General features: G+C 73.8%; 25 protein-coding genes and 1 riboswitch. Of the genes, 11 read left to right on the forward strand and 14 right to left on the reverse strand.

All coding sequences use genetic code 11. From position 1 onward, the window contains the following. Positions 1-84: 84 nt before the first annotated feature. From ACFC1R_RS21890 to ACFC1R_RS21910, 5 genes are all read left to right on the forward strand, one after another. On the forward strand, positions 85-870 hold the full coding sequence (locus tag ACFC1R_RS21890; protein ID WP_375941014.1) for a VOC family protein: 786 nt from the start codon (positions 85-87) through the stop codon (positions 868-870). A gap of 105 nt (positions 871-975) precedes the next feature. Continuing rightward, positions 976-1,746 carry an HAD family hydrolase gene (locus ACFC1R_RS21895; protein ID WP_375941016.1) on the forward strand — a complete coding sequence of 257 codons (771 nt, stop codon included), beginning with the start codon at positions 976-978 and terminating at the stop codon, positions 1,744-1,746. Then, a complete protein-coding gene (locus ACFC1R_RS21900; RefSeq protein ID WP_375941018.1) occupies positions 1,743-4,139 on the forward strand; it encodes a glycoside hydrolase family 65 protein in 2,397 nt (798 codons plus the stop codon). Before ACFC1R_RS21895 ends, ACFC1R_RS21900 begins: the two co-directional genes overlap by 4 nt. Positions 4,140-4,458: 319 nt before the next feature. Next, positions 4,459-5,694, forward strand: coding sequence for a peptidase S8 (locus ACFC1R_RS21905; RefSeq protein WP_375941095.1), 1,236 nt, complete (start codon positions 4,459-4,461; stop codon positions 5,692-5,694). Positions 5,695-5,883: 189 nt separating this feature from the next. Beyond that, positions 5,884-7,617: a pyruvate dehydrogenase gene (locus ACFC1R_RS21910; protein ID WP_375941020.1), complete on the forward strand. Its 1,734-nt coding sequence runs from the start codon at positions 5,884-5,886 to the stop codon at positions 7,615-7,617. Positions 7,618-7,966: 349 nt separating this feature from the next. Here ACFC1R_RS21910 and ACFC1R_RS21915 read toward each other — a convergent pair whose 3' ends face one another. Then, entirely contained in the window at positions 7,967-8,743 is a 777-nt protein-coding gene (locus ACFC1R_RS21915) for a response regulator transcription factor (protein ID WP_375941021.1), read from the reverse strand. A gap of 161 nt (positions 8,744-8,904) precedes the next feature. On the opposite strand from ACFC1R_RS21915, the gene ACFC1R_RS21920 reads away from it, so the two are divergent. Together ACFC1R_RS21920 and ACFC1R_RS21925 are read left to right on the forward strand one after the other, a co-directional pair. Next, the gene (locus ACFC1R_RS21920; RefSeq protein WP_375941023.1) at positions 8,905-9,489 is read left to right on the forward strand and encodes a helix-turn-helix domain-containing protein; all 585 of its coding nucleotides are present in this window, start codon (positions 8,905-8,907) and stop codon (positions 9,487-9,489) included. Between the two features lie 60 nt (positions 9,490-9,549). Next, positions 9,550-9,687 (forward strand): DUF6126 family protein, encoded by a 138-nt coding sequence (locus tag ACFC1R_RS21925; protein WP_375941025.1) that lies wholly within the window; start codon positions 9,550-9,552, stop codon positions 9,685-9,687. A 25-nt stretch (positions 9,688-9,712) separates the two neighbouring features. Here the strand turns inward: ACFC1R_RS21925 and ACFC1R_RS21930 are convergent, their stop codons facing one another. Next, complete coding sequence (locus ACFC1R_RS21930) at positions 9,713-11,134, reverse strand: PLP-dependent aminotransferase family protein (protein WP_375941027.1); 1,422 nt, start codon at positions 11,132-11,134, stop codon at positions 9,713-9,715. 50 nt (positions 11,135-11,184) lie between these two features. On the opposite strand from ACFC1R_RS21930, the gene ACFC1R_RS21935 reads away from it, so the two are divergent. Both ACFC1R_RS21935 and ACFC1R_RS21940 read left to right on the forward strand, forming a co-directional pair. Then, positions 11,185-11,664, forward strand: coding sequence for a carboxymuconolactone decarboxylase family protein (locus ACFC1R_RS21935; RefSeq protein WP_375941029.1), 480 nt, complete (start codon positions 11,185-11,187; stop codon positions 11,662-11,664). A 136-nt stretch (positions 11,665-11,800) separates the two neighbouring features. Then, on the forward strand, positions 11,801-12,631 hold the full coding sequence (locus ACFC1R_RS21940; protein WP_375941031.1) for an isocitrate lyase/phosphoenolpyruvate mutase family protein: 831 nt from the start codon (positions 11,801-11,803) through the stop codon (positions 12,629-12,631). A gap of 520 nt (positions 12,632-13,151) precedes the next feature. Here the strand turns inward: ACFC1R_RS21940 and ACFC1R_RS21945 are convergent. The 11 genes from ACFC1R_RS21945 to ACFC1R_RS21995 form a co-directional block, all read right to left on the reverse strand. Continuing rightward, on the reverse strand, positions 13,152-14,270 hold the full coding sequence (locus ACFC1R_RS21945; RefSeq protein ID WP_375941033.1) for a cytochrome P450: 1,119 nt from the start codon (positions 14,268-14,270) through the stop codon (positions 13,152-13,154). Then, a complete protein-coding gene (locus ACFC1R_RS21950; protein WP_375941035.1) occupies positions 14,234-15,685 on the reverse strand; it encodes a cytochrome P450 in 1,452 nt (483 codons plus the stop codon). Before ACFC1R_RS21950 ends, ACFC1R_RS21945 begins: the two co-directional genes overlap by 37 nt. After that, positions 15,682-16,284 carry an ATP/GTP-binding protein gene (locus ACFC1R_RS21955; protein WP_045301815.1) on the reverse strand — a complete coding sequence of 201 codons (603 nt, stop codon included), beginning with the start codon at positions 16,282-16,284 and terminating at the stop codon, positions 15,682-15,684. The genes ACFC1R_RS21950 and ACFC1R_RS21955 overlap by 4 nt, the downstream gene beginning before the upstream one ends. Beyond that, entirely contained in the window at positions 16,262-16,645 is a 384-nt protein-coding gene (locus ACFC1R_RS21960) for a DUF742 domain-containing protein (RefSeq protein WP_375941037.1), read from the reverse strand. Before ACFC1R_RS21960 ends, ACFC1R_RS21955 begins: the two co-directional genes overlap by 23 nt. Beyond that, positions 16,642-17,055: a roadblock/LC7 domain-containing protein gene (locus tag ACFC1R_RS21965; RefSeq protein ID WP_375941039.1), complete on the reverse strand. Its 414-nt coding sequence runs from the start codon at positions 17,053-17,055 to the stop codon at positions 16,642-16,644. Before ACFC1R_RS21965 ends, ACFC1R_RS21960 begins: the two co-directional genes overlap by 4 nt. Then, entirely contained in the window at positions 17,039-18,376 is a 1,338-nt protein-coding gene (locus tag ACFC1R_RS21970) for an ATP-binding protein (protein WP_375941097.1), read from the reverse strand. The genes ACFC1R_RS21965 and ACFC1R_RS21970 overlap by 17 nt, the downstream gene beginning before the upstream one ends. A gap of 157 nt (positions 18,377-18,533) precedes the next feature. Beyond that, positions 18,534-20,780: a SpoIIE family protein phosphatase gene (locus tag ACFC1R_RS21975; RefSeq protein ID WP_375941041.1), complete on the reverse strand. Its 2,247-nt coding sequence runs from the start codon at positions 20,778-20,780 to the stop codon at positions 18,534-18,536. Positions 20,781-20,962: 182 nt separating this feature from the next. Beyond that, the gene (locus ACFC1R_RS21980) at positions 20,963-22,096 is read right to left on the reverse strand and encodes a PP2C family protein-serine/threonine phosphatase (RefSeq protein ID WP_375941043.1); all 1,134 of its coding nucleotides are present in this window, start codon (positions 22,094-22,096) and stop codon (positions 20,963-20,965) included. A gap of 136 nt (positions 22,097-22,232) precedes the next feature. Further along, on the reverse strand, positions 22,233-22,448 hold the full coding sequence (locus ACFC1R_RS21985; protein WP_375941045.1) for a hypothetical protein: 216 nt from the start codon (positions 22,446-22,448) through the stop codon (positions 22,233-22,235). Between the two features lie 424 nt (positions 22,449-22,872). Next, a complete protein-coding gene (locus ACFC1R_RS21990; RefSeq protein ID WP_375941047.1) occupies positions 22,873-23,442 on the reverse strand; it encodes a TetR/AcrR family transcriptional regulator in 570 nt (189 codons plus the stop codon). Next, positions 23,442-24,251 carry an alpha/beta fold hydrolase gene (locus tag ACFC1R_RS21995; RefSeq protein ID WP_375941049.1) on the reverse strand — a complete coding sequence of 270 codons (810 nt, stop codon included), beginning with the start codon at positions 24,249-24,251 and terminating at the stop codon, positions 23,442-23,444. Before ACFC1R_RS21995 ends, ACFC1R_RS21990 begins: the two co-directional genes overlap by 1 nt. A 133-nt stretch (positions 24,252-24,384) precedes the next feature. Between ACFC1R_RS21995 and ACFC1R_RS22000 the strand changes: the two genes are divergently transcribed. Both ACFC1R_RS22000 and ACFC1R_RS22005 read left to right on the forward strand, forming a co-directional pair. Continuing rightward, a complete protein-coding gene (locus tag ACFC1R_RS22000) occupies positions 24,385-24,588 on the forward strand; it encodes a 2-hydroxymuconate tautomerase (RefSeq protein ID WP_375941051.1) in 204 nt (67 codons plus the stop codon). A gap of 171 nt (positions 24,589-24,759) precedes the next feature. Then, positions 24,760-24,918: riboswitch (cyclic di-AMP (ydaO/yuaA leader) on the forward strand. Positions 24,919-24,930: 12 nt separating this feature from the next. Then, positions 24,931-25,866 carry a M23 family metallopeptidase gene (locus tag ACFC1R_RS22005; RefSeq protein WP_375941053.1) on the forward strand — a complete coding sequence of 312 codons (936 nt, stop codon included), beginning with the start codon at positions 24,931-24,933 and terminating at the stop codon, positions 25,864-25,866. A 91-nt stretch (positions 25,867-25,957) separates the two neighbouring features. On the opposite strand, the gene ACFC1R_RS22010 is transcribed toward ACFC1R_RS22005, so the two are convergent. Further along, positions 25,958-26,821: a hypothetical protein gene (locus ACFC1R_RS22010; RefSeq protein ID WP_375941055.1), complete on the reverse strand. Its 864-nt coding sequence runs from the start codon at positions 26,819-26,821 to the stop codon at positions 25,958-25,960. Between the last annotated feature and the right edge of the window lie 58 nt (positions 26,822-26,879).

The following is a 26,879-nucleotide window of genomic DNA, read 5'->3' on the forward strand; positions in this document are numbered from 1 at the left end:
CCGGGCGGCCGACGCACTCTCCGGTGGCAGGATCGGGCGGCTGCGGTCAAGGTGGGCGGCGGGGGTCACCGCGAGGGAGACGAGATGCCTGAAGTGACCGAAGCGTACCCGCCCGGCACCCCGTGCTGGGTGGACCTGATGGCGCCGGACCAGCAGGCCGCGCTGGACGTGTACCGGGATCTGTTCGGCTGGCAGGGCGAGGTCGGCCCGGCCGAGTTCGGCGGGTACGCGATGTGCACGCTGAACGGGAAGCCGGTGGCGGGAGTCATGGCGGCGATGGCGCCCGAGGGGCAGCCGACGCCGCCGACCGTCTGGACCACCTACATCGCGACCGCCGACGCGGACGCCACCCAGGCCGCCGTCACGGCCAACGGCGGCACCGTGCTGATGCCGGTGACGGACGTCGGCACGGTCGGCCGGATGCTGGTGGCGGCGGACCCGGGCGGTGCGGTGTTCGGGGTCTGGCAGCCGGTGGACTTCTTCGGCGCGCACGTGGTCAACGAGCCCGGCGCGCTCACCTGGAACGAGCTGCACACCGCCGACTTCGACGCGGCGGCCGCCTTCTACCGGGCCGTCTTCGGGGCCGAGATCGCGCCGATGGACATGCCGGGCGCCGGCGACTACCACGTGTTCAACGTCGGCGGCCGCGGGGTCGGCGGCGTCGCCAACCTCGCCAACGACCCGCCCGGCACGCCCTCGCACTGGCTGACGTACTTCTCCGTGGACGACGCCGACAGCGTGGTGGACGCGCTGGTCAAGCGCGGCGGCACGGTACTGGTCCCGCCGTTCGACATGGTCGCGGGACGGATGTCGGTGCTCGCCGACCCGCAGGGCGCCGTCTTCGCGGTGATCAAGGCCAAGCCGATGTAGGTCCGGCACCCCTTGGCCACGGGGCCCGGGAGCCGCCCGTTCGCGACGCGCCAGGCGTAGCGCCAATGGGCGGCTTCGCGCGGCGTACGGGCCACACTGGCGGGTATGTTGGGACTTCCGGACCACATCCGAGCATTCCTCTTCGACCTCGACGGAGTGCTGACGCAGACCGCGAAGGTGCACGCGGCGGCCTGGAAGGACATGTTCGACTCCTTCCTGAGGGCCGAGGCCGACCGCAGCGGCGAGGAGTTCGTCCCGTTCGACGCCGTCGGGGACTACGACGCGTACGTCGACGGGCGCCCCCGGCAGGACGGCACCCGGGCCTTCCTCGCCTCCCGGGGCATCCGGCTGCCCGAGGGCACCCCGGCCGATCCACCGGGCGCCAGGACCGTCCAGGGGCTGAGCACCGCCAAGAACGTCACCGTGCTGCGCATGATCCAGGAGCAGGGCGTCCAGCCGTACCCGGGCTCGGTGGAGTACCTGCACCGGCTGCGGGTGCTCGGAATGCCGCGCGCGGTGGTCTCCTCCAGCGCCAACTGCCGGGACGTGCTGCGGGCCGCGGGCATCGACGGGCTGTTCGACGTGGTGATCGACGGGGTGGTCGCCAAGCGCGAGAACCTGCCGGGCAAACCCGCGCCCGACACCTACCTGGCCGCCGCCCGGGCGCTCGGGACCCCGCCGGAGCACGCCGCCGTCTTCGAGGACGCCCTCGCCGGGGTGGTCTCCGGGCGGGCCGGCGGCTTCGGCACGGTGGTCGGCGTGGACCGGGTCGGCCAGGCCGGGGCGCTGCGCGAGCACGGCGCGGACATCGTGGTCACCGACCTCGCCGAGCTGATCGAGTCCGACGGCCGGCCGGACGCGGAGGCTTCGGCATGAGCGGCTCCAACGTCTTCACCATCGACCCCTGGGGCCTCGCCGAACAGGGCCTCGACCTGCCCGGACTCGCCCGCGCCGAATCGGTGTTCGCACTCTCCAACGGCCACATCGGCCTGCGCGCCAACCTGGACGAGGGCGAGCCGCACGGTCTGCCCGGCACCTACCTCAACGGGGTCTTCGAGCTGCGCCCGCTGCCGTACGCCGAGGGCGGCTACGGCTTCCCGGAGTCCGGGCAGAGCGTCATCAACGTCACCAACGGGAAGATCATCCGGCTGCTGGTCGACGACGAGCCCTTCGACCTGCGCTACGGCGAACTCCGCAGCCACCGGCGGATGCTGGACTTCCGCGAAGGGGTCCTGCGACGGGACGCCGAATGGACCTCGCCCGCCGGACGGACCGTCAAGGTCAAGTCCTGCCGGCTGGTCTCGCTGACCCAGCGGGCGATCGCCGCGATCGACTACCGGGTCACCGCGGTGGACGGTCCGGTGCGGATCGTGCTCCAGTCCGAGCTGGTCGCCAACGAGCAGCTCCCGGACGGCTCGGGCGATCCGCGGGCCGCGGCCGTCCTGGAGGCGCCGCTGGTCGGCGAGGCCGCGCACGCCTCGGGGATGAAGGCCGTCCTGGTGCACCGGACCAGGTTCAGCGGCCTGCGGGTGGCGGCCGGGATGGACCACCTGGTCGAGGGGCCCGAGCACTTCGACGCCACCGCCGAATGCACCGAGGACCAGGGCCGGTTCAGCGTCACCACGGTGCTGAAGCCGGGCGAGCAGCTGCGGCTGGTCAAGCTCATCTCGTACGGCTGGTCGGCGACCCGTTCGCTGCCCGCGGTCCGCGACCAGGTCGAGGCCGCGCTGACCGCCGCCCGGTTCACCGGCTGGGAGGGGCTGTACGCCGAACAGCAGCAGTTCCTCAAGAAGTTCTGGGACACCAGCGACGTCCAGCTGGACGGCGACCTGGAGTTGCAGCAGGCCGTCCGCTTCGCGCTCTTCCACGTGCTGCAGGCGGGCGCGCGGAGCGAGGAGCGGGCCATCCCCGCCAAGGGCTTGACCGGGCCCGGCTACGACGGGCACACCTTCTGGGACACCGAGACCTTCGTCCTGCCGGTGCTCACCTACGCCATGCCCTCGGCGGTCAAACAGGTGCTCACCTGGCGGCACGGGACGCTGCCGATGGCCCGCGACCGGGCCGCCCAACTCGGCCTGGCCGGGGCGCTGTTCCCCTGGCGGACGATCCGCGGCGAGGAGTGCTCGGGCTACTGGCCGGCCGGTACGGCGGCCTTCCACATCGGTGCGGACATCGCCGTCGCGGTCGCCCGCTACTGCCGGGCCACCGGGGACGTCGACTTCGAACGGACCCTGGGGCTCGAACTGCTGGTGGAGACCGCCCGGATGTGGCGTTCGCTCGGCCACCACGACTCCGACGGCCGGTTCCGGATCGAGGGCGTCACCGGACCCGACGAGTACAGCGCCGTCTCGGACAACAACGTCTTCACCAACCTGATGGCGCAGACCAACCTGCGGGTCGCCGCCGAGACCGTCACCCGGTACATGCACCAGGCCTCCGGCCTCGGCGTGGACACCGAGGAGGCGGCGGCCTGGCGGGACGCGGCCGCGGCCATGTACATCCCGTACGACGAGAGGATCGGCATCCACCCGCAGGCCGACAACTTCACCGACCACCAGTTCTGGGACTTCGAGAACACCCCGCCGGAGAAGTACCCGCTGCTGCTGCACTACCCGTACTTCGACCTGTACCGCAAGCAGGTGGTCAAGCAGGCGGACCTGGTGCTGGCCATGCAGGTGCGCGGCGACGCCTTCACCCCGGAGCAGAAGGCCCGCAACTTCGCCTACTACGAGCGGCTCACGGTCCGCGACTCCTCGCTCTCCGCCTGCACCCAGGCGGTCATCGCGGCCGAGGTCGGCCAGCTGGACCTGGCCTACGACTACACCGCCGAAGCCGCCCTGATGGACCTGCACGACCTCGGCGGCAACACCAAGGACGGCCTGCACATGGCCTCGCTGGCCGGGGCCTGCATCGCCCTGGTGGCCGGCTTCGGCGGCCTGCGCGACCACGACGAACAGCTCTCCTTCCGGCCCCGACTGCCCGCAGGGCTGGGGCGGTTGTCCTTCGCCATGGTGGTGCGGGACCAGCTGCTGCACGTGGAGATCACCCACCAGCGCACCGTCTACACGCTGCGCCGGGGCACGGTGATGACCCTGCTGCACGAGGGGGAGCAGCTGAAGCTGGAGCAGGGCAGGCCGGTCGGCCGCCCGACCGCGACGCCCGCCGGCCAGCCCGAGCGGTGCGTCCAGCCGCCCGGCCGTGAGCCGGCCAGACGGCAGGCGCAGGCGGGTCTGCCGATCGGCGTGGTGGAGCACCTGCCTGCCGAGTGACACGGTCAACTCCTCCTCTGTGGCCGGGGAGTTCGCGGTCACCGGCGCAATCACCGGGAGCTGTGAGTTCGGCACCGCTTTCCCCTCCGGGCGGTAAAGGGATGGTCGAATCCTGACCGGCCCGTTGTTCGACATGCCCATGGCTGGCTAGCGTCGGCGCCGGTTCCCGGTGGTGAGTGGCGGCCTCGACGGCCGTCGTTTCCGCCTGCCCGGTCGCCGGCGCTCACCGTGCCCGTGCGACCGCCCCCACGCACGGCCCCCGGCCCCACAAGGGTTCACCAGCCCAGCCACAGGAGGCAGTCCGGTGCATTCCCCCACCATGCCCGCGTCCACCCGCCGGTTCGTCCTGGCGCTCGCGGGCACCGCAGCCCTCGCGGTGTCCGCCGTCTCGACCGCCGCTCCCGCCGGTGCGGCACCGGCCACCGTCCACACCAAGGGCGGTACGTCGTGGGTGCGGGCCTGTGACACCCTCGCCAAGGGCGACACCATGGCCTGTGACGCGCTGCGGGTCACCAGCACGGTCCAGCGGGTCCACGCGCTCGGCGTCACCCCCGACGCGACGCCGTCCGGCTACGGCCCGAGCGACCTGCGCAGCGCGTACAACCTCCCGGCGGGCGGCGGAGCGGGCCAGACCGTCGCCATCGTGGACGCGTACGACGACCCCAACGCCGAGTCCGACCTGGCGGTCTACCGCTCCCAGTACGGCCTGCCGGCCTGCACCACCGCCAACGGCTGCTTCAAGAAGGTCAACCAGACCGGTGGCACCAAGTACCCGACCAGGAACTCCGGTTGGGCCGGTGAGATATCGCTCGACCTCGACATGGTCTCCGCGGTCGCGCCCAACGCGAAGATCATCCTGGTCGAGGCCACCAGTGCCACCACGGCCAACCTCGGCACCTCGGTGAACACCGCCGTCAAGCTCGGCGCCAAGTTCGTCTCCAACAGCTACGGCGGGCCGGAGTCCTCCTCCGACACCTCGTACGACAACTCCTACTTCAACCACCCGGGTGTCGCCATCACCGTCAGCGCGGGTGACTCGGCGTACGGCGCGCAGTACCCGGCGTCCTCCCGGTACGTCACCTCCGTCGGCGGCACGGCGCTCAACCGCAGCTCCGGCGCCCGTGGTTGGAGCGAGTCGGTGTGGTCCACCAGCAGCACCGAGGGCACCGGCTCGGGCTGCTCGGCGTACGACGCCAAGCCCAGCTGGCAGAAGGACACCGGCTGCGGCAAGCGCACCGTCTCGGACGTCTCCGCCGTCGCCGACCCGGCCACCGGTGTCGCGGTCTACCAGACCTACGGCGGCAGCGGCTGGGCGGTCTACGGCGGCACCAGCGCCTCCTCGCCGATCATCGCGGGCGTGTACGCGCTGGCGGGCACGCCGTCCTCGGGCAGCAGCCCGGCGTCCTTCCCGTACGCGCACACCTCCGCGCTGAACGACGTGACCAGCGGGTCGAACGGCAGCTGCTCGCCGTCCTACCTCTGCAAGGCGGGCTCCGGCTACGACGGCCCGACCGGTCTCGGCACCCCGAACGGCACCACCGCCTTCGCGGGCTGATCCCGCCCGGCGCGAGTCCGGGGGCGCGGGGGGCGGTGCGGGCAGCCGGGCAGTTCGACGACTGCCCGGTCGCACGGCTCCCCGCACCCCCGGGGCGTACCCCGTCCGGCGCAGCGCCGGGTGCCCGGCGGGCGCCGGGCCCGCAGGCTGGTGGCGTCCTGTGACCAGCCGGTGAGACGAGGTGGCCCGATGGGCAGCGTGGCCGAGCAGATGGTGGAGGTACTCCGGCAGGCCGGGGTCGAGCGGGTCTACGGGGTGGTGGGCGACAGCCTCAACCCCGTGGTGGACGCCATCCGCCGCGCCCCCGACCTGCACTGGGTGCACGTCCGCAACGAGGAGGCGGGCGCCTTCGCGGCGGCGGCCGAGGCCGAGCTCACCGGACGCCTGGCGGTCTGCGCGGGCTCCTGCGGCCCCGGCAACACCCACCTGATCCAGGGCCTCTACGACGCCCACCGCAGCGGCGTCCCGGTGCTGGCGCTGGCCTCGCACATCCCCTCCGGCCAGATCGGCACCGGGTTCTTCCAGGAGACCCACCCCGACCGGGTGTTCACCGACTGCAGCAGCTTCTGCGAACTGGCCGGCACCCCCGAGCAGTTCCCCCGCCTGCTGCGGGTCGCGGTGCAGCACGCACTGGGCGCACGCGGCGTCTCGGTGCTGGTCTTCCCCGGTGACATCGCCGCCCTCCCGGCCGCCGGGCCGACCGGCAGCAGCTACTTCCTGACCGAACAGGCCGTCGCCGCACCGCCCTGGTCCCAGGTGCAGGCCCTGGCCCGGGCGCTCAACTCGGTGGACCGGGTGACCCTGTTCTGCGGGGCTGGGGTCCGGGACGCGCACGCCGGGGTGATGGAACTCGCCGGCATGCTGAACTCCCCGATCGGCCACTCGCTGCGCGGCAAGGAGTGGATCCAGTACGACAACCCGTACGACGTCGGGATGAGCGGGCTGCTCGGCTACGGCGCCTGCCACGAGGCGCTGCACGAGGCCGAGTTGGTCCTGCTGCTGGGGACCGACTTCCCGTACGACTCCTTCCTGCCGCGGGCCCGCACCATCCAGGTCGACCACGACGCGACCCGGCTCGGCCGCCGGACGCCGCTCGAACTGGCCGTGCACGGCGACGTGTCGGCCACCCTGCGGGCGGTGCTGCCGCTGCTGGAGCAGAAGCAGGACCGCCGCTTCCTCGACGAGCTGCTGGACAAGCACTGCAGGGCACTGGAGGGCGTGGTGAGCGCCTACACCAGGAAGACCGAGAACCAGGTGCCGATCCATCCCGAGTACGTGGCCGCCGTGCTGGACGAACTCGCCGACGACGACGCGGTGTTCACGGTCGACACCGGGATGTGCAACGTCTGGGCCGCGCGCTACCTGACGCCCAACGGCCGGCGCCGGGTGATCGGCTCCTTCCTGCACGGCTCGATGGCGAACGCGCTGCCGCACGCGATCGGCGCCCAGTTCGCCTTCCCCGGGCGGCAGGTGGTCTCGATGTCCGGCGACGGCGGGCTCGGCATGCTGCTCGGTGAACTGCTCAGCGTGGCCAAGCACCGGCTGCCGGTGAAGACGGTGGTCTTCAACAACGGCGCGCTCGGCATGATCAAGCTGGAGATGCTGGTCTCCGGCTACCCCGAATGGGAGATCGACAACGGCGACGTGGACTACGCGGCCATCGCCCGTGCGATGGGCATCCAGGCGAAGCGGGTGACCGATCCGGCGAAGGTGCGGGAGGTGCTGGCGGAGGCGCTGCAACGCCCCGGTCCGGTGCTGGTGGACGTGGTCACCGACCCCAACGCGCTCGCCATCCCGCCGCGTGTCACCGCCGCCCAGCTCAAGGGCTTCGCCCTGGCGGCGGGCCGGACCGTCCTGTCCGGCGGTGTCGGCAGGATGATCGACCTGGCCCGGAGCAACCTGCGGAACATCCCCCGGCCGTAGTGCCGTCGGGGGCTCGCCGGCGGGACCGGGGATCCACCGGACCCCGCCCCCTGGACTCCCCTGCGGTCCAGGCGGCAGGGTCGGGTGCCGTCCCGCCCCGCGTGCGGCTGTCCCGCCCCGCGTAGGGCCGGGCGGTCGCGTGCGGCCGGGGGCGGGAGGTCGGCCGCCGCCGCTCTCCCGCGCCCGCTCCAGATCCTGGCAACCGGCCCGGGGCAGTGCCATGGGGAGAACTTCCTATGGCCGGATCCGGTGGTGCGTTCCCGCCGATGAGCCGCACGCGGCGACCGCCGCTCCCCGCCGGCCCCGCTCCCCGCCGGCCCCGCTCCCCGCCGGCCCCGGCCGCGGGCCCTCAGTGGGCCAGGCCCAGCCGGTGGGCCATGCGTACGGCGGAGACCCGGTTGTCGGTGTCGAGCTTTCGGTAGATCCGCTCCAGGTGGCGGTTGACCGTGTGCGGGGAGATGGCCAGGCGGTGGGCGATGGCCCCGGTCGTGAGGCCCTCGGTGAGCAGGCTCAGCACGGTCACCTCGCGCGGCGTCAGTCCGTACCCGGCGGCCCGCTGCACGGTGTCGCCGGCACCGGCCGCCGCGGCGGCCTCGCGGAGCTGCCGCAGTCTGTGCTGCTGGCGGTCCGCGCCGACGAGCAGCGGCTGGATCCGGTCGGCCATGGCCAGGCTGTCGGCACCGAAGTCGGCGCCCCGGCGGCTGAGCACGATGGTCCGGATGGTGTGCCGGGCCGTGACCAGCGGGAGGCCCAGCTGGTGGGTGGTCCCGAAGGCCTGGTACGCCTCGTCGTAGCACGCCGAGCCGCGCCACCCGGAACAGATCCCGGCCACCGACACCGGGCGGACCTCACCGGCGGAGAGGTATCCGACCAGCGGATGCTGCTGCCGTATCTGCCGCTCGACGTGCTCGCTGATCGCCGGTCCGATCCGCTGCGGCGCCCAGCCCTCGATGCGGGCCCGCCGGTGGACCGGGTGCATCTGCGTGATGCTCACGGTGCGGCTGCCGAAGACGTCGAGCAGGTGCTCCGCGAGCAGGTTCCACAGGGTCTCCGGCTCGTCCGTCTCCAGAACCGCGACGACCAGATCGAGTACGCGCTGGTAGTCCCGGGTGTCCGACTTCGTCATGACCCACAGCATCGCCTGCGGGACGGTCCGTCGTCGATGTGACGTCGGCGGCCCGGCGGCCCGGGAGGGAGCCCAGGGAGGGAGCCCGGGGAGAGGACGGCCGCTCTTGCCTCACAGGCAATTTCCTTGCCTCTGGGGCAGGGCAGGTGTGGACTGGGCGCATGAGTACGGACCAGGAGGTCGAGGGCCTCGGCGCCAGACTACGGGAGCACCGGCTGAGCAGCCGGTACACGCTCGAAGCGGCGGCGACCCGGGTGGGCCTGTCCCCAGCGTATCTGTCGCGCCTGGAGACCGGGCAGCGGCAGCCCTCGCTGCCGGTGCTGCTCGGGCTGGCCCGGGCGTACGGCACGACGGTCGCCGGGCTGCTCGGCGAGCTGCCGGCCGACCCGGACCCGGTGGTCAGGGGCGGTGCGATCGAGCCGGGCCGGGCCGGCGGCTGGGGCTACCGGCGGGCCGGCACCCCGGGACGGGCGATGCAGGCGCTGCGCGTCCACGTGCCGACCGGTCTGCAGGACGCGGTGGTCCGGGTGCACCCCGGTGAGGAGTGGCTGTACGTCCTGCGGGGGCGGCTGCGGCTGACCCTCGGCGAGCAGGTCCACCTGCTGGACGAGGGCGACTCCGCCCACTTCGACTCGCTCACCCCGCACCGCATCGCCGCCGACTCGTCCGACGGCGTCGAGCTGCTCTTCCTGCACACCCTGCTGCAGAGCCCGGGCGGCGAACTCTGCCTGGGCGGGGCGCACTGAGGCCCCGAGGTCCCCGTCCGCCCCAAGTACGCCTCGTACGCCTCTGAAGGGAGGCCCATCATGGCCAAGCAACCCATCGATGCCCGTCGGGTCCCGGACCGCGGTATCTGGGTACGCATAGTCCTCTACACCGTGGCGGGCCACGTGTTCGCCGGGTTCCTCTTCCTGCTCTTCGAGCTCGGCGGCCGGGGCAGGTAGGGCCGGGGCCGTCCCCGCGCCCCGCTCACAGCCGGAGCAGCGTGCAGAGCGCGTCCAGCGCGGCGGAGAAGGCGTGCTCCGGCGGGGTCCCGTAGCCGATCACCAGCGCCGGCGGCGCGTCCGGCGCCGGCCCGGCCGCGGGCGTGCGGCACTCGGACATGGTCTGCAGCGAGAGGCCCAACCAGGCTGCCTGGTGGCGCAGTTCGTCCTCGCTGAGCGATCCGGGCGGCAGCTGCAGGACCGCGTGCAGTCCGGCCGCGATGCCGGTGACCCGGACGTCGGGGACCCGTTCGGCGAGGACGTTCGTCAACCGGTCGCGGCGGCGCCGGTAGTGCAGTCGGCAGCGGCGGATGTGCCGGTCGAAGCCGCCCGAGGAGATCAGCTCGGCCAGGGCCAGCTGTTCCAGGGCGCCGGACTGCCCGTCGGCCAACTCCTTCTGCCGCCCCACCGGTTCGACCAGGTCCCGGGGCAGGACGAGCCAGCCGAGGCGCAGTCCGGGTGCGAGGCTCTTGCTGGTGGTGCCCGCGTACACCACCCGCTCCGGGTCCAGTGCCTGCATCGCGCCGACCGGCTGCCGGTCGTAGCGGAACTCGCCGTCGTAGTCGTCCTCGACGATGATCCCGCCGCTCTCGCGGGCCCAGGCGACGGCGGCGGCCCGGCGCGCGGCCCGCAGCGGTACGCCGGTCGGGAACTGGTGCGCCGAGGTGAGCACCACCGCGCCCGCACCGGAGTCCGCCAGCAGGTCGGTACGGGCCCCGGCCTCGTCCAGGGGCAGTGCCACGGTCTCCAGTCCGGCGGCCGTGATCACCTGCTGCTGCGGCGGCAGCCCGTACTCCTCGACCGCCACCGCCCGGACGCCGCGCTCGCGCAGCGCCCCGCAGAGCAGGCCGAGGCCCTGCGTGTAGCCCGCGCAGATCAGGATCCGCTCGGGGTCGGTCCGCACCCCGCGGACCCGGGCCAGGTACTCCGCGAGGGTGCGGCGCAGCTCGATCCGCCCGCGCCGGTCGGAGTAGCCGAACGCCTCGTTGGGGGCCGCCGTCAGCGCCCGGCGGGATGCCGCCAGCCAGGCGGAGCGCGGGAACAGCGAGACGTCGGGCCGGCCGGGGAGCAGGTCGTAGCGGGCCGCGGACCTGAGCGGCCGGGTCGTGGGTGCGGTGCTCTCGGACGGCGTACCGCGTTCGGCCACCACCGTGCCCGAGCCCTGCCGGGAGGCCAGCCAGCCCTCGGCGGCGAGCTGGGTGTACGCCTCCGCGACGGTGTTCCGGGCGATGCCGAGGTCACCGGAGAGCGCCCGCGAGGAGGGCAGCCGGGTGCCGGTCGGCAGGCGGCCGTCGCGGACCGCCGCACGCAGCGCGTCCTCCAGGGCCTCGCGCAGGCCGAGGCCGCGCGACCGTCCGGCGGTCAGGTCCAGGTGCAGGTCGCCACCGAAAGTGGCCCAGGATTCCATGCTTCAAATGAACCATACCGGCGGGCCATCCGGCATCTACCGTTGAACACATGACGACGAACCAGAACGCCTACGTCCCCGCCCCGATCCAGCGCATCTCGCTCCCCGAGCAGGCCCCCGAGTTCTACCGCGCGATGATCAACCTGGACCGTGCGGCGTCCGCCGGGCTGGACCCGATCATCGCCGAGCTGGTCAAGACCTACGCCTCGGTGATCAACGGCTGCGCCTTCTGCCTCGACATGCACACCACCGACGCCCGCAAGATCGGCGAGCAGGACCACCGGCTGCTCAGCCTCCCGGCCTGGCGCGAGACCCCGTGGTTCACCGCCCGCGAGCGGGCCGCGCTCGCACTGACCGAGGCGGTCACCAAGGTCACCGAGGGGCACGTCCCGGACGCGGTCTTCGAGGAGGCCGCCAAGGTCTTCGAGGAGAAGGAGCTGGCCCAGCTGCTCGCGATGATCATCACGATCAACTCCTGGAACCGCATCGCCATCGCCACCCGCCTCAGCCCGGCCCCCAAGCAGTCCTGACCTCCGCTCCCGGGGCGGCGGCGGGCTCCTCGGAGCACGGCCCCCTCCCCGGCCCGCCCCGGCCTCCGGACGGCCCCGCCGTTCCGGGTCCGATCTCCGCCGGCCCACCCCCGCGCCTCACCGACAGGGTGTCACCATGACCACTCAGCACGACAAGGCCAAGCTCCTCAACGACCTGCACCGGCCCGGCGATCCGCTCGTACTGGCCAACGTCTGGGACGGGGTGAGCGCCCGGCTGGTCGCCGCCGCCGGTGCGCGGGCGATCGCCACCGCCAGCGCGAGCGTCTCCTGGGCGCTCGGAGTCCGGGACGGCGGCGGCCTCGACCGGGACCGGGCGCTGGCCCAGACCGCCCTGATCGTCGCCGCGGTGGACCTGCCGGTCACGGCGGACCTGGAGACCGGCTTCGGTGCGAGCGCCGCGGACGTGGGCGAGACCGTCACCGCCCTGCTGGCCACCGGCGCGGTCGGCGTCAACCTGGAGGACGGCCCCGACGGCGCGGCCCGCGAGCTGCGCCCGGTCGCCGAGGCGGCCGAACGGATCGCCGCCGCCCGCGCGGCCGCCGACGCCGAGGGCGTGCCGCTGTACCTCAACGCCAGGACGGACGTCTTCCTGCGCGGCGTCGGCGAGCCTGAGGGCCGTCTCGACGAGGCGATCGCCCGGGGCCTGGCGTACGTCGAGGCCGGGGCGAGCGGGGTGTTCGTCCCGGGCACGGCCGATCCGGCCGTCATCGCGGCGCTCGCGAAGGCCCTGCCGGTCCCGCTCAACGTGACCGGCTCCCCGAACGCCCCGGCGGTCGCCGAACTCGCCGCCCTCGGCGTCGGCCGGATCAGCCTCGGCCCCGGGCTCGCCGAGGTCGCGTACGCGGCGGTCCGGCGGGTCGCCCGCGAGGTCTACACCGACGGCACCTACGACGGCCTCGCGGACGGGCTCGGTTATCCGGAGCTCAACGGCCTGTTCCCGGCCTGACCGGGAATCAGTAGGTCGGCCTCCCGGCTGTGGTGACCGGCGTCACGGGGCGCCGGTCGCCGCAGCCGGCGAGCCGGTGCCGCAGCCGCGGGGTGCTCCCGGTTCAACCGGGCTCGGCCCGGTGCACCCCGGTTGTTCGGCCGCGCCCGACGGTGGTCCGGTCCCCCAACTCCAGTGGATCAAAAACGAGTTGTCCGCCCAGGTGACGGCTGAAACACTCGCTGCGACCCGGCGGCAGGAGGCCGCCGACGCAGGCCCAACGCTTCACCCTGGGGGGACCACGTATGAAGCTGACACGATCCGTACCGGCGCGCTCCGCGGCCGGGCTCGGGGTCGCACTGGTGCTGGCCGCGGGCACCACGATGCGGACCGGACCGTGGCCGTGCACCTGAGCCGGGCCAAGGGCTGAGCCACCCGCCGGTCCCGGGCGCCCCGCCCACCGGCAGGGCGCCCGGGACCGGCGGACACCCGGATCCCGGCCGCGGCGGTCAGTCGCGGCCCCGGGCGGGGGCGGGGCCGCTCACCGCACCCGTACGCGCAGCTCGCGGACGCTGTTGCTGACGAAGGACGCGATCGGCTCCGGCCCGGGGCCGTCCGCCGCCCGCAGGCCGGGGAACCGCTCGAACAGGCCGCGCAGGGCCGTCTCCGCCTCCAGCCGGGCGAGGCCCGAACCGAGGCAGAAGTGCGGGCCGTGGCCGAGGGAGAGGTGCCGGGCGGGCTGCCGGGAGAGGTCGAAGCGGTCCGCGTCGGGGTAGTGCGCCCCGTCCCGCCCGACGGCACCGTACGAGGCGAGCATGGCCTCGCCGCGCCGGATCACCACGCCGCCGGCGCCACCCACCTCGATGTCCTCGCTCGCGTACCGCAGCGGGAACTGCCCCACCGGCGAGTCGTACCGCAGCGTCTCCTCGACCACCGCCGCCCACGAGTACGTCCCGTCCAGCACCTGCCGCAGCTGCTCGGGGTGGGCGAGCAGGGCGCGCACGGCGTTGGTGATCAGGTTCAGGGTGGTCTCGTGCCCGGCGACCAGCATCAGCAGCAGCGTGCCGACCAGCTCCTGCTCGCTGAGCCGGTCCTCGTCCTCGCGGGCGGCGATCAGGTCGGTGGTCAGGTCGTCGCCGGGCTCCGCCCGCTTGGCCTCGACCAGCGCGGCCAGCAGCGCGAACAGGCCGGTCTGCGCGGCGACGGCCGCCTCGGGAGTGGCGGAGCTGCTCACCAGGGTGTCCGACAGCTCGTGCAGCTCGTCCTGCTGCTTGGGCGGGAGGCCGAGCAGCCTGCCGATCACCTGCATCGGCAGCGGGTAGGCGAAGTGCTCGCGCAGGTCGAACTCGCCGTCCAGCAGCGCCACCCCGTCCAGCAGCTGCTCGGTGAGCTGCTCGATCCCGGGCTGGAGCGCGCTGACCCGGCGCGGGGTGAACGCCTGGCTGACCAGGCCGCGCAGGCGCCGGTGGTCCTCGCCGTCGGCGGTGGTCATCCCGGGTACGGTGACGAAGTTGAGCAGCGGCCAGCCCTTGGGCAGCAGCCCCTGCCGGAAGGTGTCCCACAGCTGCGGGTTCTTGCCGACCCTGGGGTCGGCGAGCAGCTGCTGGAGGGTGTCGTGGTGGGTTATCGCCCAGACCACCACCCCGCCAGGGAGTTCCACCAGGACCGCGGGCCCGGCCTCCCTGAGTCGGGCGTTCTCGGCGTGCTGGTCGTGTCCGAAGGGGTCGAGTCGGACGGGTGCGGGGCGGGTGCGGTCGAGGGGACCGGAGGTGTCCATACGGGCCTTTCGGGTGCGGGTGTGCGCGGCGGGGTGAAGGCGCTGTAGAGCACCGGCAGGGACACCAGTGCTCGCGACCACGGCGACGGTCGCCAGGACAGTTCATGGGCGGGGACGGCCAGTTGGAGGTCCGGGAGCCGGTGCAGCAGGGTCTCCACGGCGGTCTCGACGATCAGCCGGGCCGGGTGCTGGGCCGGGCAGACGTGCCGGCCGGCGCCCCAGGCCAGGTGGGCGCGGTTGCCGCCGAGGCCGTCGGGGCTCTGGACGGCCGGGTCGGCGTTGGCGCCGGCCAGGCCGAGGACCAGCATGTCGCCCGCGTTGATGTACTGGCCGCCGAGGACGGTGTCGCCGGTGGCCCACCGGCCGGGGAAGTTCTGGGTGGGCGGGTCGCGCCAGAGCACCTCGTCCAGTGCGTCCGTGACGGTCAGCCGCCCGCCCGCGAGGGTGGCCCGGAACCGGCGGTCGGTGAGCAGCAGGCGCAGCGTGTTGCCGGTCCAGTTGATGGTGGTCTCGTTGCCTGCGACCAGGATCACCACCAGGTGGTGCACCACCTCCTCGTCGGTCAGCCCGGCGTCGTGGGCCAGCAGCCAGGAGGTCAGGTCGGCCCCGGGCGTGCTCCGGCGGCTGCGGACCAGGTCGAACAGGATGGCCTGGAACTCGGCGTTCGCCCGGACCGACTGCTCGCTGCTGTCCACGAAGTGGCTGATCAGGTCGATGAGATGGGGGCCCGCCTCGGCGGGCAGGCCCAGCAGCTGGGTGAAGACCAGCAGCGGCAGGCGGCGAGCGTACTGGGTGATCAGGTCGGCGGTGCCGTCCGGGCCCCAGCTGTCGATCAGGGCGTTGGCGGCGTTCTCGGTGGTCTGCCGCAGCTGCCGGTGGTCGATCCGGGCCAGGGTGTCGGCGACCGCGCCGCGCAGCCGCTGGTGCTCGGAGCCGTCCATGTTGAGCAGGGTGGGGCGCCAGGAGGTCATCGGCAGCAGCCGGGAGTCGGGCCTGAGCCTGCCCTCCCGGGGGATCCGCCAGCGGCGCGAGTCCTTGGAGAACAGCTGCTCGTTGCGGGTGAGTTCGAGCAGTTCGGCGTAGCCCAGCACCAGCCACGCCTCCACCCCCGGCTCCAGCTCGATCGGTGCGACCGCGCCGTGCTCCTCGCGCATCCTGGCGTACAGGCCGTGCGGGTCCTCCGAGACCGAGGTGCCGTACAGCGGTACGGTGCCCAGCTTCTCGTGCGCCGGGCAGCCCGGCGGCGGGACCTGGGCCTTCGGCTGCGGAACCCGGGTCTTCGGCGGGGGAGTTGTCATGGCTGCGGCTCCAGGACAGCGGTGGCGTGCAGGTGGTCGACGAAGTCGATCAGGACGTCGTACGCGCCCCGGCGGTCCCGGGCGTCGCAGGCGAGGATCGGCACCTCGGGCAGCAGGTCGAGCGCGGAGCGCAGCTCGTCCTCGGGGTAGCTCGGCGTGTCGGGGAAGGTGTTGACGGCGACGGCGAACGGGATCCGCTGCTCCTCCAGCTGGCCGAGCACGTCGAAGCTCTCCTCGATCCGCCGGGCGTCGACCAGGGCGATCGCACCGAGCGCGCCGCGCGAGAGGTCCTCCCAGAGCGGCCAGAACCGCTGCTGCCCCGGGGTGCCGAAGAGGTAGAGGGCGAGCCTGGGGTTGAGCGTGATCCGGCCGAAGTCGAGGGCGACCGTGGTGGTGGTCTTCCCCGGGCGGCCGGTGAGGTCGTCCACGTCCGCACCGGCGGCGGTCATCGTCTCCTCGGTGCGCAGCGGTGAGATCTCGCTCAGCGAGCCCACCAGGGTGGTCTTGCCCACCCCGAACGGACCGGTGACGAGGATCTTCACGGCGCCCTGCACGGTGGACGGCAGGTAGTCCGGTTCAGCGGAGTTGGCGGAGGCCAACGAGTACCTCTTCCAGGAGGGTTGCGGGCAGGCGTTCGGCCTGCCGTACGGGTGGGACAGCGGGGGGCAGGACCTGGACGGCGCCGAGGTCCCAGAGGTCGCCGACCAGCACCTTGACCACGCCGAGCGGCAGGCCGAGGTGGGCGGCGACCTCGGCGACCGAGAGCAGTTGCCGGCAGAGCGCCAGGATGCGTCGGTGCTCGCGGTTCAACCCGGCCTCCTCGTCGAGGAGCCCGCCGGGTTCGGCGGCCGGGTCGACGCTGACCAGGCTCTCCAGCGCCAGGTCCTCCAGCGCCTGGACGTTCCGGCTGGGCCGGCTGCGTCCGCCGGTGATCACATACGGTCGGACCGGGCCGTTCACCGCGGCTCCCCGGCGAGGGGTTCCACCCGGGGCGGGCTGGTCAGGTGGGCTCCGATCCGCTCGACCAGCACCTGCATCTGGTACGCCACCAGGCCGGCGTCCACCGCCTCGCCGGTCACCACGGCCAGGTGGGCACCGGCCCCGGCGGCCACGACGAACAGGTAGCCGCCGCCGTACTCGATGATGATCTGCCGGGTGCTGCTCTGCCGTCCGCCGAAACCCTGGGCCACTCCACGGGCCAGCGACTGGAGCCCGGAGCACGCGGCGGCCAGCCGCTCGGCGTCGTCGCGGGCGATCCGCTCGCTGCGGCCGATCTCCAGGCCGTCGTTGGACACCACGACGGCGTGCTGCACCTCGGGAACGCCGATGATGTCGGCCAGCAGCCAGCCGAGGTCAGGAGTGGTGGTCATGGAAGTCTCCGAAGTGCTGGGGGGATTGTGGGGCAACGGGGGAATCGGGGGAGGCCGGGGAGGCCGGGGAGGGGCCCTCGGGGAGGTACTGGTCGCGGACCGCCGAACGGCCGCTGGCGGTACCGGCCTGGAAGAGGGACATGAAGGTCTGCGCCTCGATCGCGGAGCGCGGCGGCACGGGGAGTTCGAGGGTCGCCTCGCCGGGGCCGCCGACCGCACCGTCGGCGCCGGGCGCGGTCGGTGCGGCGGCGCTGCGCCGGTTCACCCGGCGCGGCAGGCCGCCGGGGGTGGGCGGCGCCGGGGTCGCGCGCACCTGCTCGGCCGGTGGGACCCGGTGCTGGGTCGGCACCCGTTCGACCGGCGGGAGGGGGCGGACCGGGTCGGACTGGGCCCGGTGCCCGAACCCGTCCGGCCCCCGCCCGGTCGCGGGGGCCGGCAGCGGCTCGGTGAGCAGCGGCGTCGGCAGCAGCACCACCACCCGCACCCCGCCGTACGGGGAGGGCGCGGAGCTGAGGGTGACCCGGAAGCCGTACTGCTCGGCGAGGCGGCCGACCGCGGCGAGCCCCAACTGCGGTACCTCGCCCAGCCGGGAGACCTCCATCGTGGTGCCGCCCGCGAGTGCGGCGGCGGCCTTGTCGACGGCGTACTCGGGCATGCCGACCCCGGCGTCGTCGATCTCGATGACCGCGCCGTTGTGGACCGGCATCAGGGTGACGTGGACCTGGGTGCTGGGCGGCGAGTACCGGGTCGCGTTGTCGAGGAGTTCGGCGACGGCGTGGATCAGCGCCTCGGCGGCGGCGCCGACCACGGCGGTCTCGATCCGGCTGCGGATCACCACCCGCTGGAAGGGCAGGATCCGGGACTGGGCGCCGCGCACCACGTCCTCCAGCGCGACCGGCTCGGGCCAGTGGCGGCCGGCCCGGGCGCCGCAGAGCACGGCCAGCGTCTGGGCGAGGCGGGCCTGTTGGGCGGCGGCGTGGTCGGCCTTGAGCAGGCCCTCCAGCAGCGCGGGGTCGTCGTGCCGGCGCTCCATCTCGTCCAGCCCGGCCTGCTGGTCGTGGGCCATGACCAGGATGCGCCGGGCGACGCTGAGGAAGGCCCGCCGGGTGGAGGCGTTGAGCTCCTGCTCGTGCTGGGTGGCGGCGTGCTCGCTGCTGCGGAGTTCGGCCTCGTTCTGCAACTGGGCACGCAGGGCGACGAACTCCTGCTCCCTGGCGTCGAGTCGGCCCTTCAGGGCGCGGCCGACCGCGCGGTACCTGGCGGCCGCCAGCAGGGAGAGAACGGCGAGCACGCCGGCAGCCGAACCGCACCACTGAGTCATCGTCACGCGGGGATTCTAGGGGGATGATCCTACGTATGTGTGAACGTATCTGACGTTCAGTGATCCGATCACGACATTTCTGCTGCTGAGTGGCTCAACTCAGGTCGAAGTTGGCCGGATCGGGGCGCGGTTCACCCGGCATCCACCCCAAATCCGGTTACCGGTCGGTAGTTTCGCCTCCGGCCGCGATCCGGTGGAGCACCAGCAGCGCCACGTCGTCCGGGCGGGAGCGGCGCTCGGTGACGTTGAGGACGAGCAGTTCGGCCAGCCGCTCCAGCGCCGCCTGCGCGCGGGGCCGGCCGCCCGGTTCCGGCCGCCGCCACAGTTCGAGCCCGCCGATCATCCGCTGCACCGACTCGTCGTAGTCCTCGCCCCGGTTCTCGACCAGCCCGTCCGTGTACACCAGCAGCGTCTCGCCGACGTCCAGGGTGCCGACCGTCAGCGGGTACACCTCGCCGGGTGCGACCCCGAGCGGTGGTCCGCCGGGCAGCTCCAGCTCGTCGGCGTCCCCGGCGGAGATCCGGACCGGCGCCGGGTGCCCGGCGCGCGCCCCGCTGAGCGCGCCGGTGGCCGGATCGAGGGTCAGGTACAGGCAGGTGGCGAACAGCTCGGTGTCCAGCTCGGTGAGCAGCCGGCTGGTCCTGGCCAGGGTGGCCGCCGGATCGTGCCCGTCGGTCGCGTACGCCCGCAGGCCGCTGCGGAGCTGGCCCATCACCGCGGTGGCCTCGGCGTTGTGCCCCTGGACATCGCCGATCACCACACCGACCCGGCCGCCCGGCAGCTGCAGGACGTCGTACCAGTCGCCGCCGATCTGCATGCCCTCGGTACTGGGCAGGTAGCGGGCGGTCGAGGCGAGCCCCGCCAGCCGGGGCAGCGAGCGCGGCAGCATCGCGCGCTGCAGCTCGGTGGCCCGGTGGTGGTGGGTGTCGTACAGCCGCGCCCGCTCCAGCGACTGCGCCAGCACGTCGGCGAAGGCCGAGTACATCGTGCGGTCCTCCCGGCTGAAGGACCGCTCGGTGGCGAAGGTGACCAGGCAGGACCCCACCTGCCGCCCGGAGGCGACCAGCGGCAGCACCGCCCAGGCGGCGGGCGCCAGCGGATTGGGCGGCCGCCGGGCCGGCGACCCGCTCGGCTCGCTGAACAGCGGGGTGGAGTGGGTGAGCGAGTGCTCCATGACACCCGCCGAGAGGTCGTGCAGCCGGCTCAGCTCCTGCCGGTACGGGCCGCCGTACACGGTGTGCGAGACCGGCAGCAGCCGCCCCTCGTCCACCAGGTCCAGCACCACACTGGCCGCACCGAGCGCCGGCCGCGCCACGTCGGTCAGCGCCGTGGTCACGTCCCGGACCGTGATCGCCCGGGACAGCGTGCTGGTCAGCGTGAGCAGCAGCGCCGAGCGGGCACCGGCCACCGGGTCGGTGCCCGGATCCGCGGGGGAGTGCTCCGGCCGCGCCCCGGCCCGGTGCCGGTCGAGCAGCAGCCCGGCGACCCGGACCGGGCGGTCGTGCAGGTCCAGCAGCACCTCGCCCTCCTCGGCCACCGCCACCACCGTCCCGTCGCCGTGCACCGCCCGGTAGTTGAGCCGGTACGGGCCGCCGGAGGCCAGCGCCTCGGCGATACCCGCCTGGAGATCGGGCAGGTCCTCGGGGTGGACCAGCGCGGCGAGGTCCGGGGCCGGGGCGGTGTCCGCGTCGGCCGGCGGCTCCAGGCCGAACAGCCGGTACGCCCGGACGTCCCAGGTGCTCTCGCCGGTCACCAGGTCGCGCTCGAACGCCCCGGCCCCGGCAGCCCGCAGGGCGGACGACAGCAGCGGCTGCGGCCCGGGCCCCCGGCCGGCCCGGACCCCCTCGGGGACGTGCTGGGTGGCCTGGACGTGGTCCATCAGGTGCGCCAGCCGGTGTGCGCACGCCTCGGCGACCGTCTCCAGCACGTCGACGTCCCGGCGCGGCACGGTCCCCCGGTGGGCCAGCGCGAGCGCCAGCGAGCCGATCGCGTTGCCGTCCACCACCAGCGGCAGCACCGCCAGGGCGACCAGGCCGGTGCCCCGGCCCGCGTTGGTGTTCGGGTACTCCGTGCTCGTCCGCTCCGGACTGAGCAGGACGGGAGCGCGGCGCTTCAGCGCCAGCGCGGCGGGCAGCTCACCGGCCGGGTCGACCAGGCTGTACCGCTCGTGCGCCCACTCGGGCAGTCCGTGGGAGGCGGCGAGGCGCAGCATCCCCTCGTTGTCCAGTAAGTACAGCGCCGAACCCTCGCCGGTCACCCACGGCGGCCCCTCGGCGAGGACCGTGCCCAGCAGGTCGGCGGCACTGGTGCAGCGGAGCAGCAGGCGCAAGCAGCGCATCGTGCTGCGCGGGCGCTTGGGCCCGGCCTCCTCCTCGGACGGCAGCCAGGGCGAGCTCAGGTCCATGGGAGGTACCAGGCCCCTTCACTCGTGCCGTCTCCCGCACATTCCCGGACATCCTATTTCCCCGGCCCCGAAACGGCGGCTCCACCGAACGGTCCCCGGCGGCCGGTGCGGGCCCGCGCCGGCCGCAGCCGTGCTGGTCGGATGCTGGTCGGGTGCCCGGCCGGGTGCCCGGTCCGGCGGGTTCAGCCGCCCGCGCCGAGACGGCGGACCACCACCACTGTCCGGTCGTCGGCGACGTTGCGGGCGACGGTCCGCAGCAGCTCCGCGGCCGGGTCGGCCGGACCGCCGTACCGGAGCAGCCCGGTGGCCGCGTCCAGCAGCCGTCCGATGCCCTGGTCGATGTCCTCGCCGGGGACTTCGACCAGGCCGTCGCTGTAGAGCAGCAGCGAGTCCCCGTGGGCGAGCCGCCCGCACGCGGCGGTGTAGCGCGTCCCGGCGAAGATGCCCAGCGCGGGACCGCTCTCGCCGCGGAGCTCCCAACTGCCGCCGCCCGCACGGTGATAGTGCCCGGCCGGCGGGTGCCCGGCGGTGAACAGCCGGTAGCGCCCGGTGGCGGGGGAGAGCGCGAGGTGGACGGCGGTGGCGAACTCGTCCTCCCAGTCGAGCCGGGCCAGGTAGTCGTTGGCCCGGGCCAGGAAGGCCTCCGGCGGCACCGAGCCGAGCAGCATCGCGAAGGCCCCGGAGAGGTGCATCGACCGTGCGGCGGCCCGGCTGCCCTTGCCCGAGACGTCGACCAGGACCACCTCCAGCAGGTCCCGCTCGGGCCGCTGCGCGGTGAGCAGGAAGTCCCCGGCGAAGAACGCGCCGCTGACCGGGGAGACCGCCCGGTGGAAGCGCCAGTCCAGCAGCCGGTCGGGGAGGCGGCCGAGGTCCCGGGTGCGCTCGGCGAGTTCCAGCAGCATGGTGTCGCCCCGGGTGCCGCGCAGGCCGAGCCGGCTGCGGTGGCGGGACATCAGCAGACCGATCACCGCCGCGATCAGCACCATCAGGACCGAGCCGAGCCGCACCCCGGAGGGGACCCGCAGCAGCCACTCGGTGACGAGCCCGAGCCCGACCGGCACCAGCAGCAGCCGCATCAGCCGGATGTGCAGCACGAAGCCGCCGAGGAGCAGCGGCAGTATCTGTGCCGAGGGCGGGCAGTCGTTGGGCGCGACGATGGCGAGGAGGGTGAGCAGCGCGGCGGAGACGGTCAGCAGACCGAGCGCGACCCGCTCGGCCGCCGCGTCGCCGTCCAGCAGCCGGCTCAGCCAGCGCCCGTAGGGGCCGCTCCGGGTCGCTGCGGCGAGCTGTCGTGCCACCGTGGTGACTGCGGGCACGAGGACCTCCGCCGAGACTCGGGCCAGGCCGCTGACCGTCCGCTGCTCAGGTCAATTTAGCGTCGACGGCCCGGATCCACGGGGATTTTGCGCCCGGCACGAGCGGCGTTTGCCCGGTCGGGGCGCCGGTGCGGTCCTACTGTCCGTCGCTCTCGCCGTACGGCTCCTGCGGGCGGGCCGGGACCGGGCGCAGCGAGCGCAGCCCCCGGGCGACGGCGAAGGCGCACCGGGCGGCGTCCGCCAGACCGCCGCCGGTGGTGGTCCCGGCATCCGGCACGGTGGGCCTGGTCGGGGTGCGCTGCTCCGGGACGAGACCGGTACCGGGACGGGTGGTCTGCGCGGTCTGGGTCATACCGGCCTCCTCCTTGTGGTCGTGCCCTGGGGCATCGTGGGCGGCGGCGTCGTGTCCGGTCGGCGGCTGCTGCTGACGGTACGTGGGCCGCCCGGATGCTACCTACCCAGTCCGACCGTCGTGGTGGCGGGTGGTCTGCGACAGTTCGGTCTCGAATCCCACCCGGATCCGTACCGGTGCGCCCGCACCCGCTGGTGCCCGTCCGTGTCCGCACCCGCTGGCAGCCGTCCGCGTCCGCCCGGCCCGGTGCCGGGCCGTGCCCCGGTGGAGACGTCCCGCAGCCGTCCGTCCGGCCGCCCGCCGACGAGCACCCGCACCCCGGCCGGTGAACCGCCCGGTGGTCGGGGCCTGTTGGCCACCCTGCGCGCCGGGGTGGCACCCCGTCAAGCCCGGGGTGGCGGTGCGGGCCGGTCCCCTCCCCGCCTCAGGCCGCGGGCCAGGCCCGCAGGCCCTCGGTCAGCACCCGGACCAGCCGCTCCCGGGTCACCGTCAGGTCCTCGGTCAGTTGGAAGGCACCGCCGGTGGAGAGCGAGGCGAAGCCGTGGGCCACCGAACGCACCGCACGGGCCGCGTGGATCGCCTCCGAGCCCTCCAGCCCGTACCCGCGCAGCACCGCCAGGATCACGCCGACCAGCCGGGCGGCCGCGTACTGCAGCTCCTCGTCGTCCTGCGGGGCCTGCGGCAGGGCGGCGTACCGGTGCGGGTGGCGGACCGCGTAGTCCAGGTAGGCCGCCAGCAGGGCCTCGACCGCTTCGTCCCGGCTGCGTCCCAGCACCGCCGTGGCCAGCTGCTCGGCGAGGTCCTCGGTGACCCGGACGGCGACCAGCCGGCGCAGTTCGGTCAGGCCGCCGCTGACGTGCTTGTAGAGGGAGGGGGTGGCGACGCCGGCCCGGGCGGCCACGGCGGCCAGGGTGAGGGCCTCGGGACCCTGTTCGTCGATCAGCGTGAGGGCGTGGCCGACGACGGCGGCGGGGGTGAGTCCGACCCTGGGCATCAGGCGACCTCGTGCAGGAAGGGGAGCAGGGCGTCGGCGGTGGCCTCGGGGAACTCCGCCATCGGGTAGTGCCCGGCACCGTCGATCATCACCTTACGGCCCCTCAGTGCCGCGGCCTGCCGGTCGGCGAGCTCGGCCGGGTCGGGGAAGTCGACGTCCCTGCCGCCCATCAGCACCAGCGCCGGGCAGTGCACCGCCGCCGCCGAGCCGAGGGCCGCGGAGTCGCCGTTCAGGTAGCCCCGGGTGGCGGTCTTCCGGCCGGGGGTGCGCAGCGCGGCCACCAGTGCGGCCCGGTGGGCCTCGAAGTCGGCGGGCCTGCGCGAGGGGTAGTAGTACCGCTGGGCGAGGCCCCAGATGCCGGGGAAGGCCAGCACCAGCGGGCCGAGCACCTTCGTCACCGCCTGCTGGAGGGCGTTCGCCCGGTGCTCGACGAAGGCGTCGATCAGGGCGATCCCGGCCACCCGTACGGGGGCGCGCCCGGCCGCTTCGACCACGGTGGCGCCGGTGTACGAGTTGCCGACCAGGACGGCCCGCTCGATGCCCAGGTGGTCGAGCAGGGCGAGCACGTCGTCCGCGATCGCGCCGGGGGAGTAGTCGTCCCAGGCGATCGAGGACTCGCCGAAGCCACGCAGGTCCATGGTGACCACCCGGTGGCCGGCCGCGGTGAGCAGCGGCCGCAGGTACCGGTACGAGGCGCGGGAGTCGAGCATCCCGGGCAGCAGCACCACCGGGGTGCCGTCGGTGGGCGTGCCGCTGTCGTCGAACGCGATCCGGCCGCCGGGGACGTCGAGGTACCGGGTGTCCGACATGTACTGCCTCCACTGTTGTTGGCTGCTTCCTGTAGCCATAAAGCTAAGGCTAATAGCCTTAGCCGTCAAGGTGGTCCGCCGGACCGTGCGGTACGGTGCGGCTGATCGCAGAGCCGGACCGTGGGGAGTCGTCATGCCGTTCATCAACGTCAAGCAGCTGGCCGGTCGCACCGAGGAGCAGAAGGCCGAGATCGCGCGCGAACTCACCGAGGCCTACGCCCGGATCACCGGTGTGAAGCCGGAGAACATCTGGGTGGCGATCGAGGAACTGCCGCGCGAGAACTGGGCGATCGCCGGGACGACCTTCGCCGAGTGGGACCGGCAGGCCCGGGGCTGAGCCCTCCGGTGGATAACGGGCCGTCATGGGGCGAGCTGGCCAATCGTCACAAATCGCCCATTGCGCCCCAGGAAGCCAGGACTGCACCAATCGCGCAGCTTGGAATCATGGGCTTCTCGGATTAACGTTTGATAACGCAGCGCGGTCGGCAACGCCGTACCCGAACGGCACCGTGCGCCGTCGCCCAATCCTCTGGGCCTGCCCGTGCGGCGGGCCCGGGAGCCGGGGAACCACGTTCCTGGGGTGAATCGGGTGGGCCTCGGTCCGCCCGTAGGAGACCTTCCTGCTCCGAACCCGTCAGCTAACCCGGTCGGCGCGAAGGAAGGAAAGGAGCGCGCCTCCGTGGCGTCCTTGTCGCACACCCCCGCCAACCTCGGGATCGGCACGCTCGGGTTCGGCACCCAGCTGCTCGAACCCCCGCAGGAGCAGGCCGTCGACACCGACGCGGCGGCCCGGCACCGGATGCCCCGTCAGCCGCGCACCGGCGGCTCGCTGCTCGGCGTGACCGCGATGGCCGCCGGCCTGGGCGCCACCGGACTCGCCACCGCGGGGTCGGCCGCCGCGGCCACCCCCGCCCAGCCGCCCGCCCCCGCACCGGCGCTCTCGGTCCCGGACACGGCTTCGGAGCACGTCCTCTCCGCCGACCCCGGACTGGCCCTCGCCGCCCGGATCCAGCAGCAGGCCGACGGCCAGCGCACCTCGGTCGAGGAGTCCGCCCGGCTGGCCGCCGCACAGGAGGCCGAGGCCAAGCGGGCCGCCCAGCAGGCCGGGGCTCAGGTCACGGCCGAGGCTCAGACCACGGCCGAAGCCCAGGCCACGGCCGAGACCCAGAGCACGGCCGAGCGCGACCGGCTCGGCACCCTGGAGCTGCCGACCGTCAACTACACCCTCGCGGCGCAGTCCTCCCCGGCCGCTTCGCACTGGGCCCACCTGAACACCGGCCTGGACTTCGCGGCCCCGACCGGCACCCCGGTCACCGCCCTCGGCGCGGGCACGGTCACCTCGGCCGGCTGGTCCGGTGCGTACGGGTACCGGGTGATCCAGACCCTGCCCGACGGCACCGAGATCTGGTACTGCCACCTCTCCGCCATCTCCGCCGCCTCCGGCCCGGTCGCCGCCGGCACCCGGCTCGGCAAGGTCGGTACGACCGGGAACTGCCCCGGCCTCCGGTCGGGAGGCGCCCCCATCGGTCCGCACCTCCACCTGGAGGTCCGCCCCGGCGGCGGGGCCCCGGTCGACTCGCTCGCCTGGCTCCGGTCCCACGGCCTCCAGCCGTAGGCCGACCGGCAGGAACCTCCGGCGGGCCCGCCGTGCGCGGTGCGGGCCCGCCGGACACCCCCGAGGGCGGTTCCCGGCCGACGGCGCGCGATCAGGCCCCCGTGCCCGCCAGGTACTCCTCGATCTCCTCGGTGCCCGGCTCCGGTGCCAGCTCCGCGAACTCCGTCACCAGCAGCTCGGGCAGGCCCGGCACCGTCCACTCCCCGCACAGCCGCAGCGCCTCCGCCGCCACCACGGCCTCGAAGTCCTCGAAGTCCCCGGAGAGTTCGTCGGGCATCGGCAGCCCCAGCGCGTTCAGCCCGGCCAGATTGCGGTAGCTGCGCTGCATCAGCCGGTTCTCCAGCAGTAGCCGGGCGCCGTCCGTGGCCATGCCCACCGAGAGCACGCGGGCCCGGTTCCACCCCTCGTCGCCCTGCACCGGTTCCAGCAGCCCCTGTTCCTCCAGCCAGTCGAAGCACGCGATGCGCTGATCCTCCGTCAGCTCGCAGAACTCCGCCAGCCAGGCCGACACGGCCGCCCCGTCGGCCGTGTCCACCCCGTCCGCGCGCAGCAGCAGGGCGTACAGCCGGGGCCAGGTCACCAGGTGCGGGCGGCGCAGCAGGTCGCAGAGCAGCTCGCCCTGCCACTCGGCCTCCGCGTGCAGCTTCGCCTGCCGCTTGGCGTTCAGCCGCCGGCCCGCCCGCTGGTGGTCGACCAGCAGCCGCACCGCCCGCCCGTACGCCTCCGGCTCGGCCGCGGGCTGTACGTACAGGTACAGCTGCTCGTACAGCAGCTGCTCCAGCAGCGGCGAACTCAGCTCGGGGAAGCCCTCGTGCATCGGTGCGCCGCCGAGTTCCAACAGGGTGAGCACCGTCCGCAGCGCCTCCTCGGGCACCGGCTCGTACCCGTGCTCGGCCGCCCAGGCCAGCAGGTCGGCGGTGCGGGTGAGCGGGGTGAGCTGTAGATCGTGGTTCACGGTACGTACGGTAGCCCGTGCGGCGGCACGGACGCCGCCGGTGGCCCGGCCCGCTGTA

Source organism: Kitasatospora sp. NPDC056138, assembly GCF_042264695.1.
In the GTDB taxonomy this organism is placed as follows: domain Bacteria; phylum Actinomycetota; class Actinomycetes; order Streptomycetales; family Streptomycetaceae; genus Kitasatospora.

Excerpts from the sequence above, each read along its gene's own strand:
- ACFC1R_RS21905 (WP_375941095.1), top strand. The coding sequence starts at position 4,459 with ATGCCCGCGTCCACCCGCCGGTTCGTCCTGGCGCTCGCGGGCACCGCA.
- ACFC1R_RS21970 (WP_375941097.1), bottom strand. The coding sequence starts at position 18,376 with ATGACTCAGTGGTGCGGTTCGGCTGCCGGCGTGCTCGCCGTTCTCTCC.
- ACFC1R_RS21990 (WP_375941047.1), bottom strand. The coding sequence starts at position 23,442 with ATGCCCAGGGTCGGACTCACCCCCGCCGCCGTCGTCGGCCACGCCCTC.
- ACFC1R_RS21920 (WP_375941023.1), top strand. The coding sequence starts at position 8,905 with ATGAGTACGGACCAGGAGGTCGAGGGCCTCGGCGCCAGACTACGGGAG.
- ACFC1R_RS21935 (WP_375941029.1), top strand. The coding sequence starts at position 11,185 with ATGACGACGAACCAGAACGCCTACGTCCCCGCCCCGATCCAGCGCATC.
- ACFC1R_RS21940 (WP_375941031.1), top strand. The coding sequence starts at position 11,801 with ATGACCACTCAGCACGACAAGGCCAAGCTCCTCAACGACCTGCACCGG.
- ACFC1R_RS21930 (WP_375941027.1), bottom strand. The coding sequence starts at position 11,134 with ATGGAATCCTGGGCCACTTTCGGTGGCGACCTGCACCTGGACCTGACC.
- ACFC1R_RS21915 (WP_375941021.1), bottom strand. The coding sequence starts at position 8,743 with ATGACGAAGTCGGACACCCGGGACTACCAGCGCGTACTCGATCTGGTC.
- ACFC1R_RS21985 (WP_375941045.1), bottom strand. The coding sequence starts at position 22,448 with ATGACCCAGACCGCGCAGACCACCCGTCCCGGTACCGGTCTCGTCCCG.
- ACFC1R_RS21995 (WP_375941049.1), bottom strand. The coding sequence starts at position 24,251 with ATGTCGGACACCCGGTACCTCGACGTCCCCGGCGGCCGGATCGCGTTC.
- ACFC1R_RS21910 (WP_375941020.1), top strand. The coding sequence starts at position 5,884 with ATGGGCAGCGTGGCCGAGCAGATGGTGGAGGTACTCCGGCAGGCCGGG.
- ACFC1R_RS21965 (WP_375941039.1), bottom strand. The coding sequence starts at position 17,055 with ATGACCACCACTCCTGACCTCGGCTGGCTGCTGGCCGACATCATCGGC.
- ACFC1R_RS22000 (WP_375941051.1), top strand. The coding sequence starts at position 24,385 with ATGCCGTTCATCAACGTCAAGCAGCTGGCCGGTCGCACCGAGGAGCAG.
- ACFC1R_RS21890 (WP_375941014.1), top strand. The coding sequence starts at position 85 with ATGCCTGAAGTGACCGAAGCGTACCCGCCCGGCACCCCGTGCTGGGTG.
- ACFC1R_RS21895 (WP_375941016.1), top strand. The coding sequence starts at position 976 with ATGTTGGGACTTCCGGACCACATCCGAGCATTCCTCTTCGACCTCGAC.
- ACFC1R_RS21950 (WP_375941035.1), bottom strand. The coding sequence starts at position 15,685 with ATGACAACTCCCCCGCCGAAGACCCGGGTTCCGCAGCCGAAGGCCCAG.
- ACFC1R_RS21925 (WP_375941025.1), top strand. The coding sequence starts at position 9,550 with ATGGCCAAGCAACCCATCGATGCCCGTCGGGTCCCGGACCGCGGTATC.
- ACFC1R_RS21900 (WP_375941018.1), top strand. The coding sequence starts at position 1,743 with ATGAGCGGCTCCAACGTCTTCACCATCGACCCCTGGGGCCTCGCCGAA.
- ACFC1R_RS21975 (WP_375941041.1), bottom strand. The coding sequence starts at position 20,780 with ATGGACCTGAGCTCGCCCTGGCTGCCGTCCGAGGAGGAGGCCGGGCCC.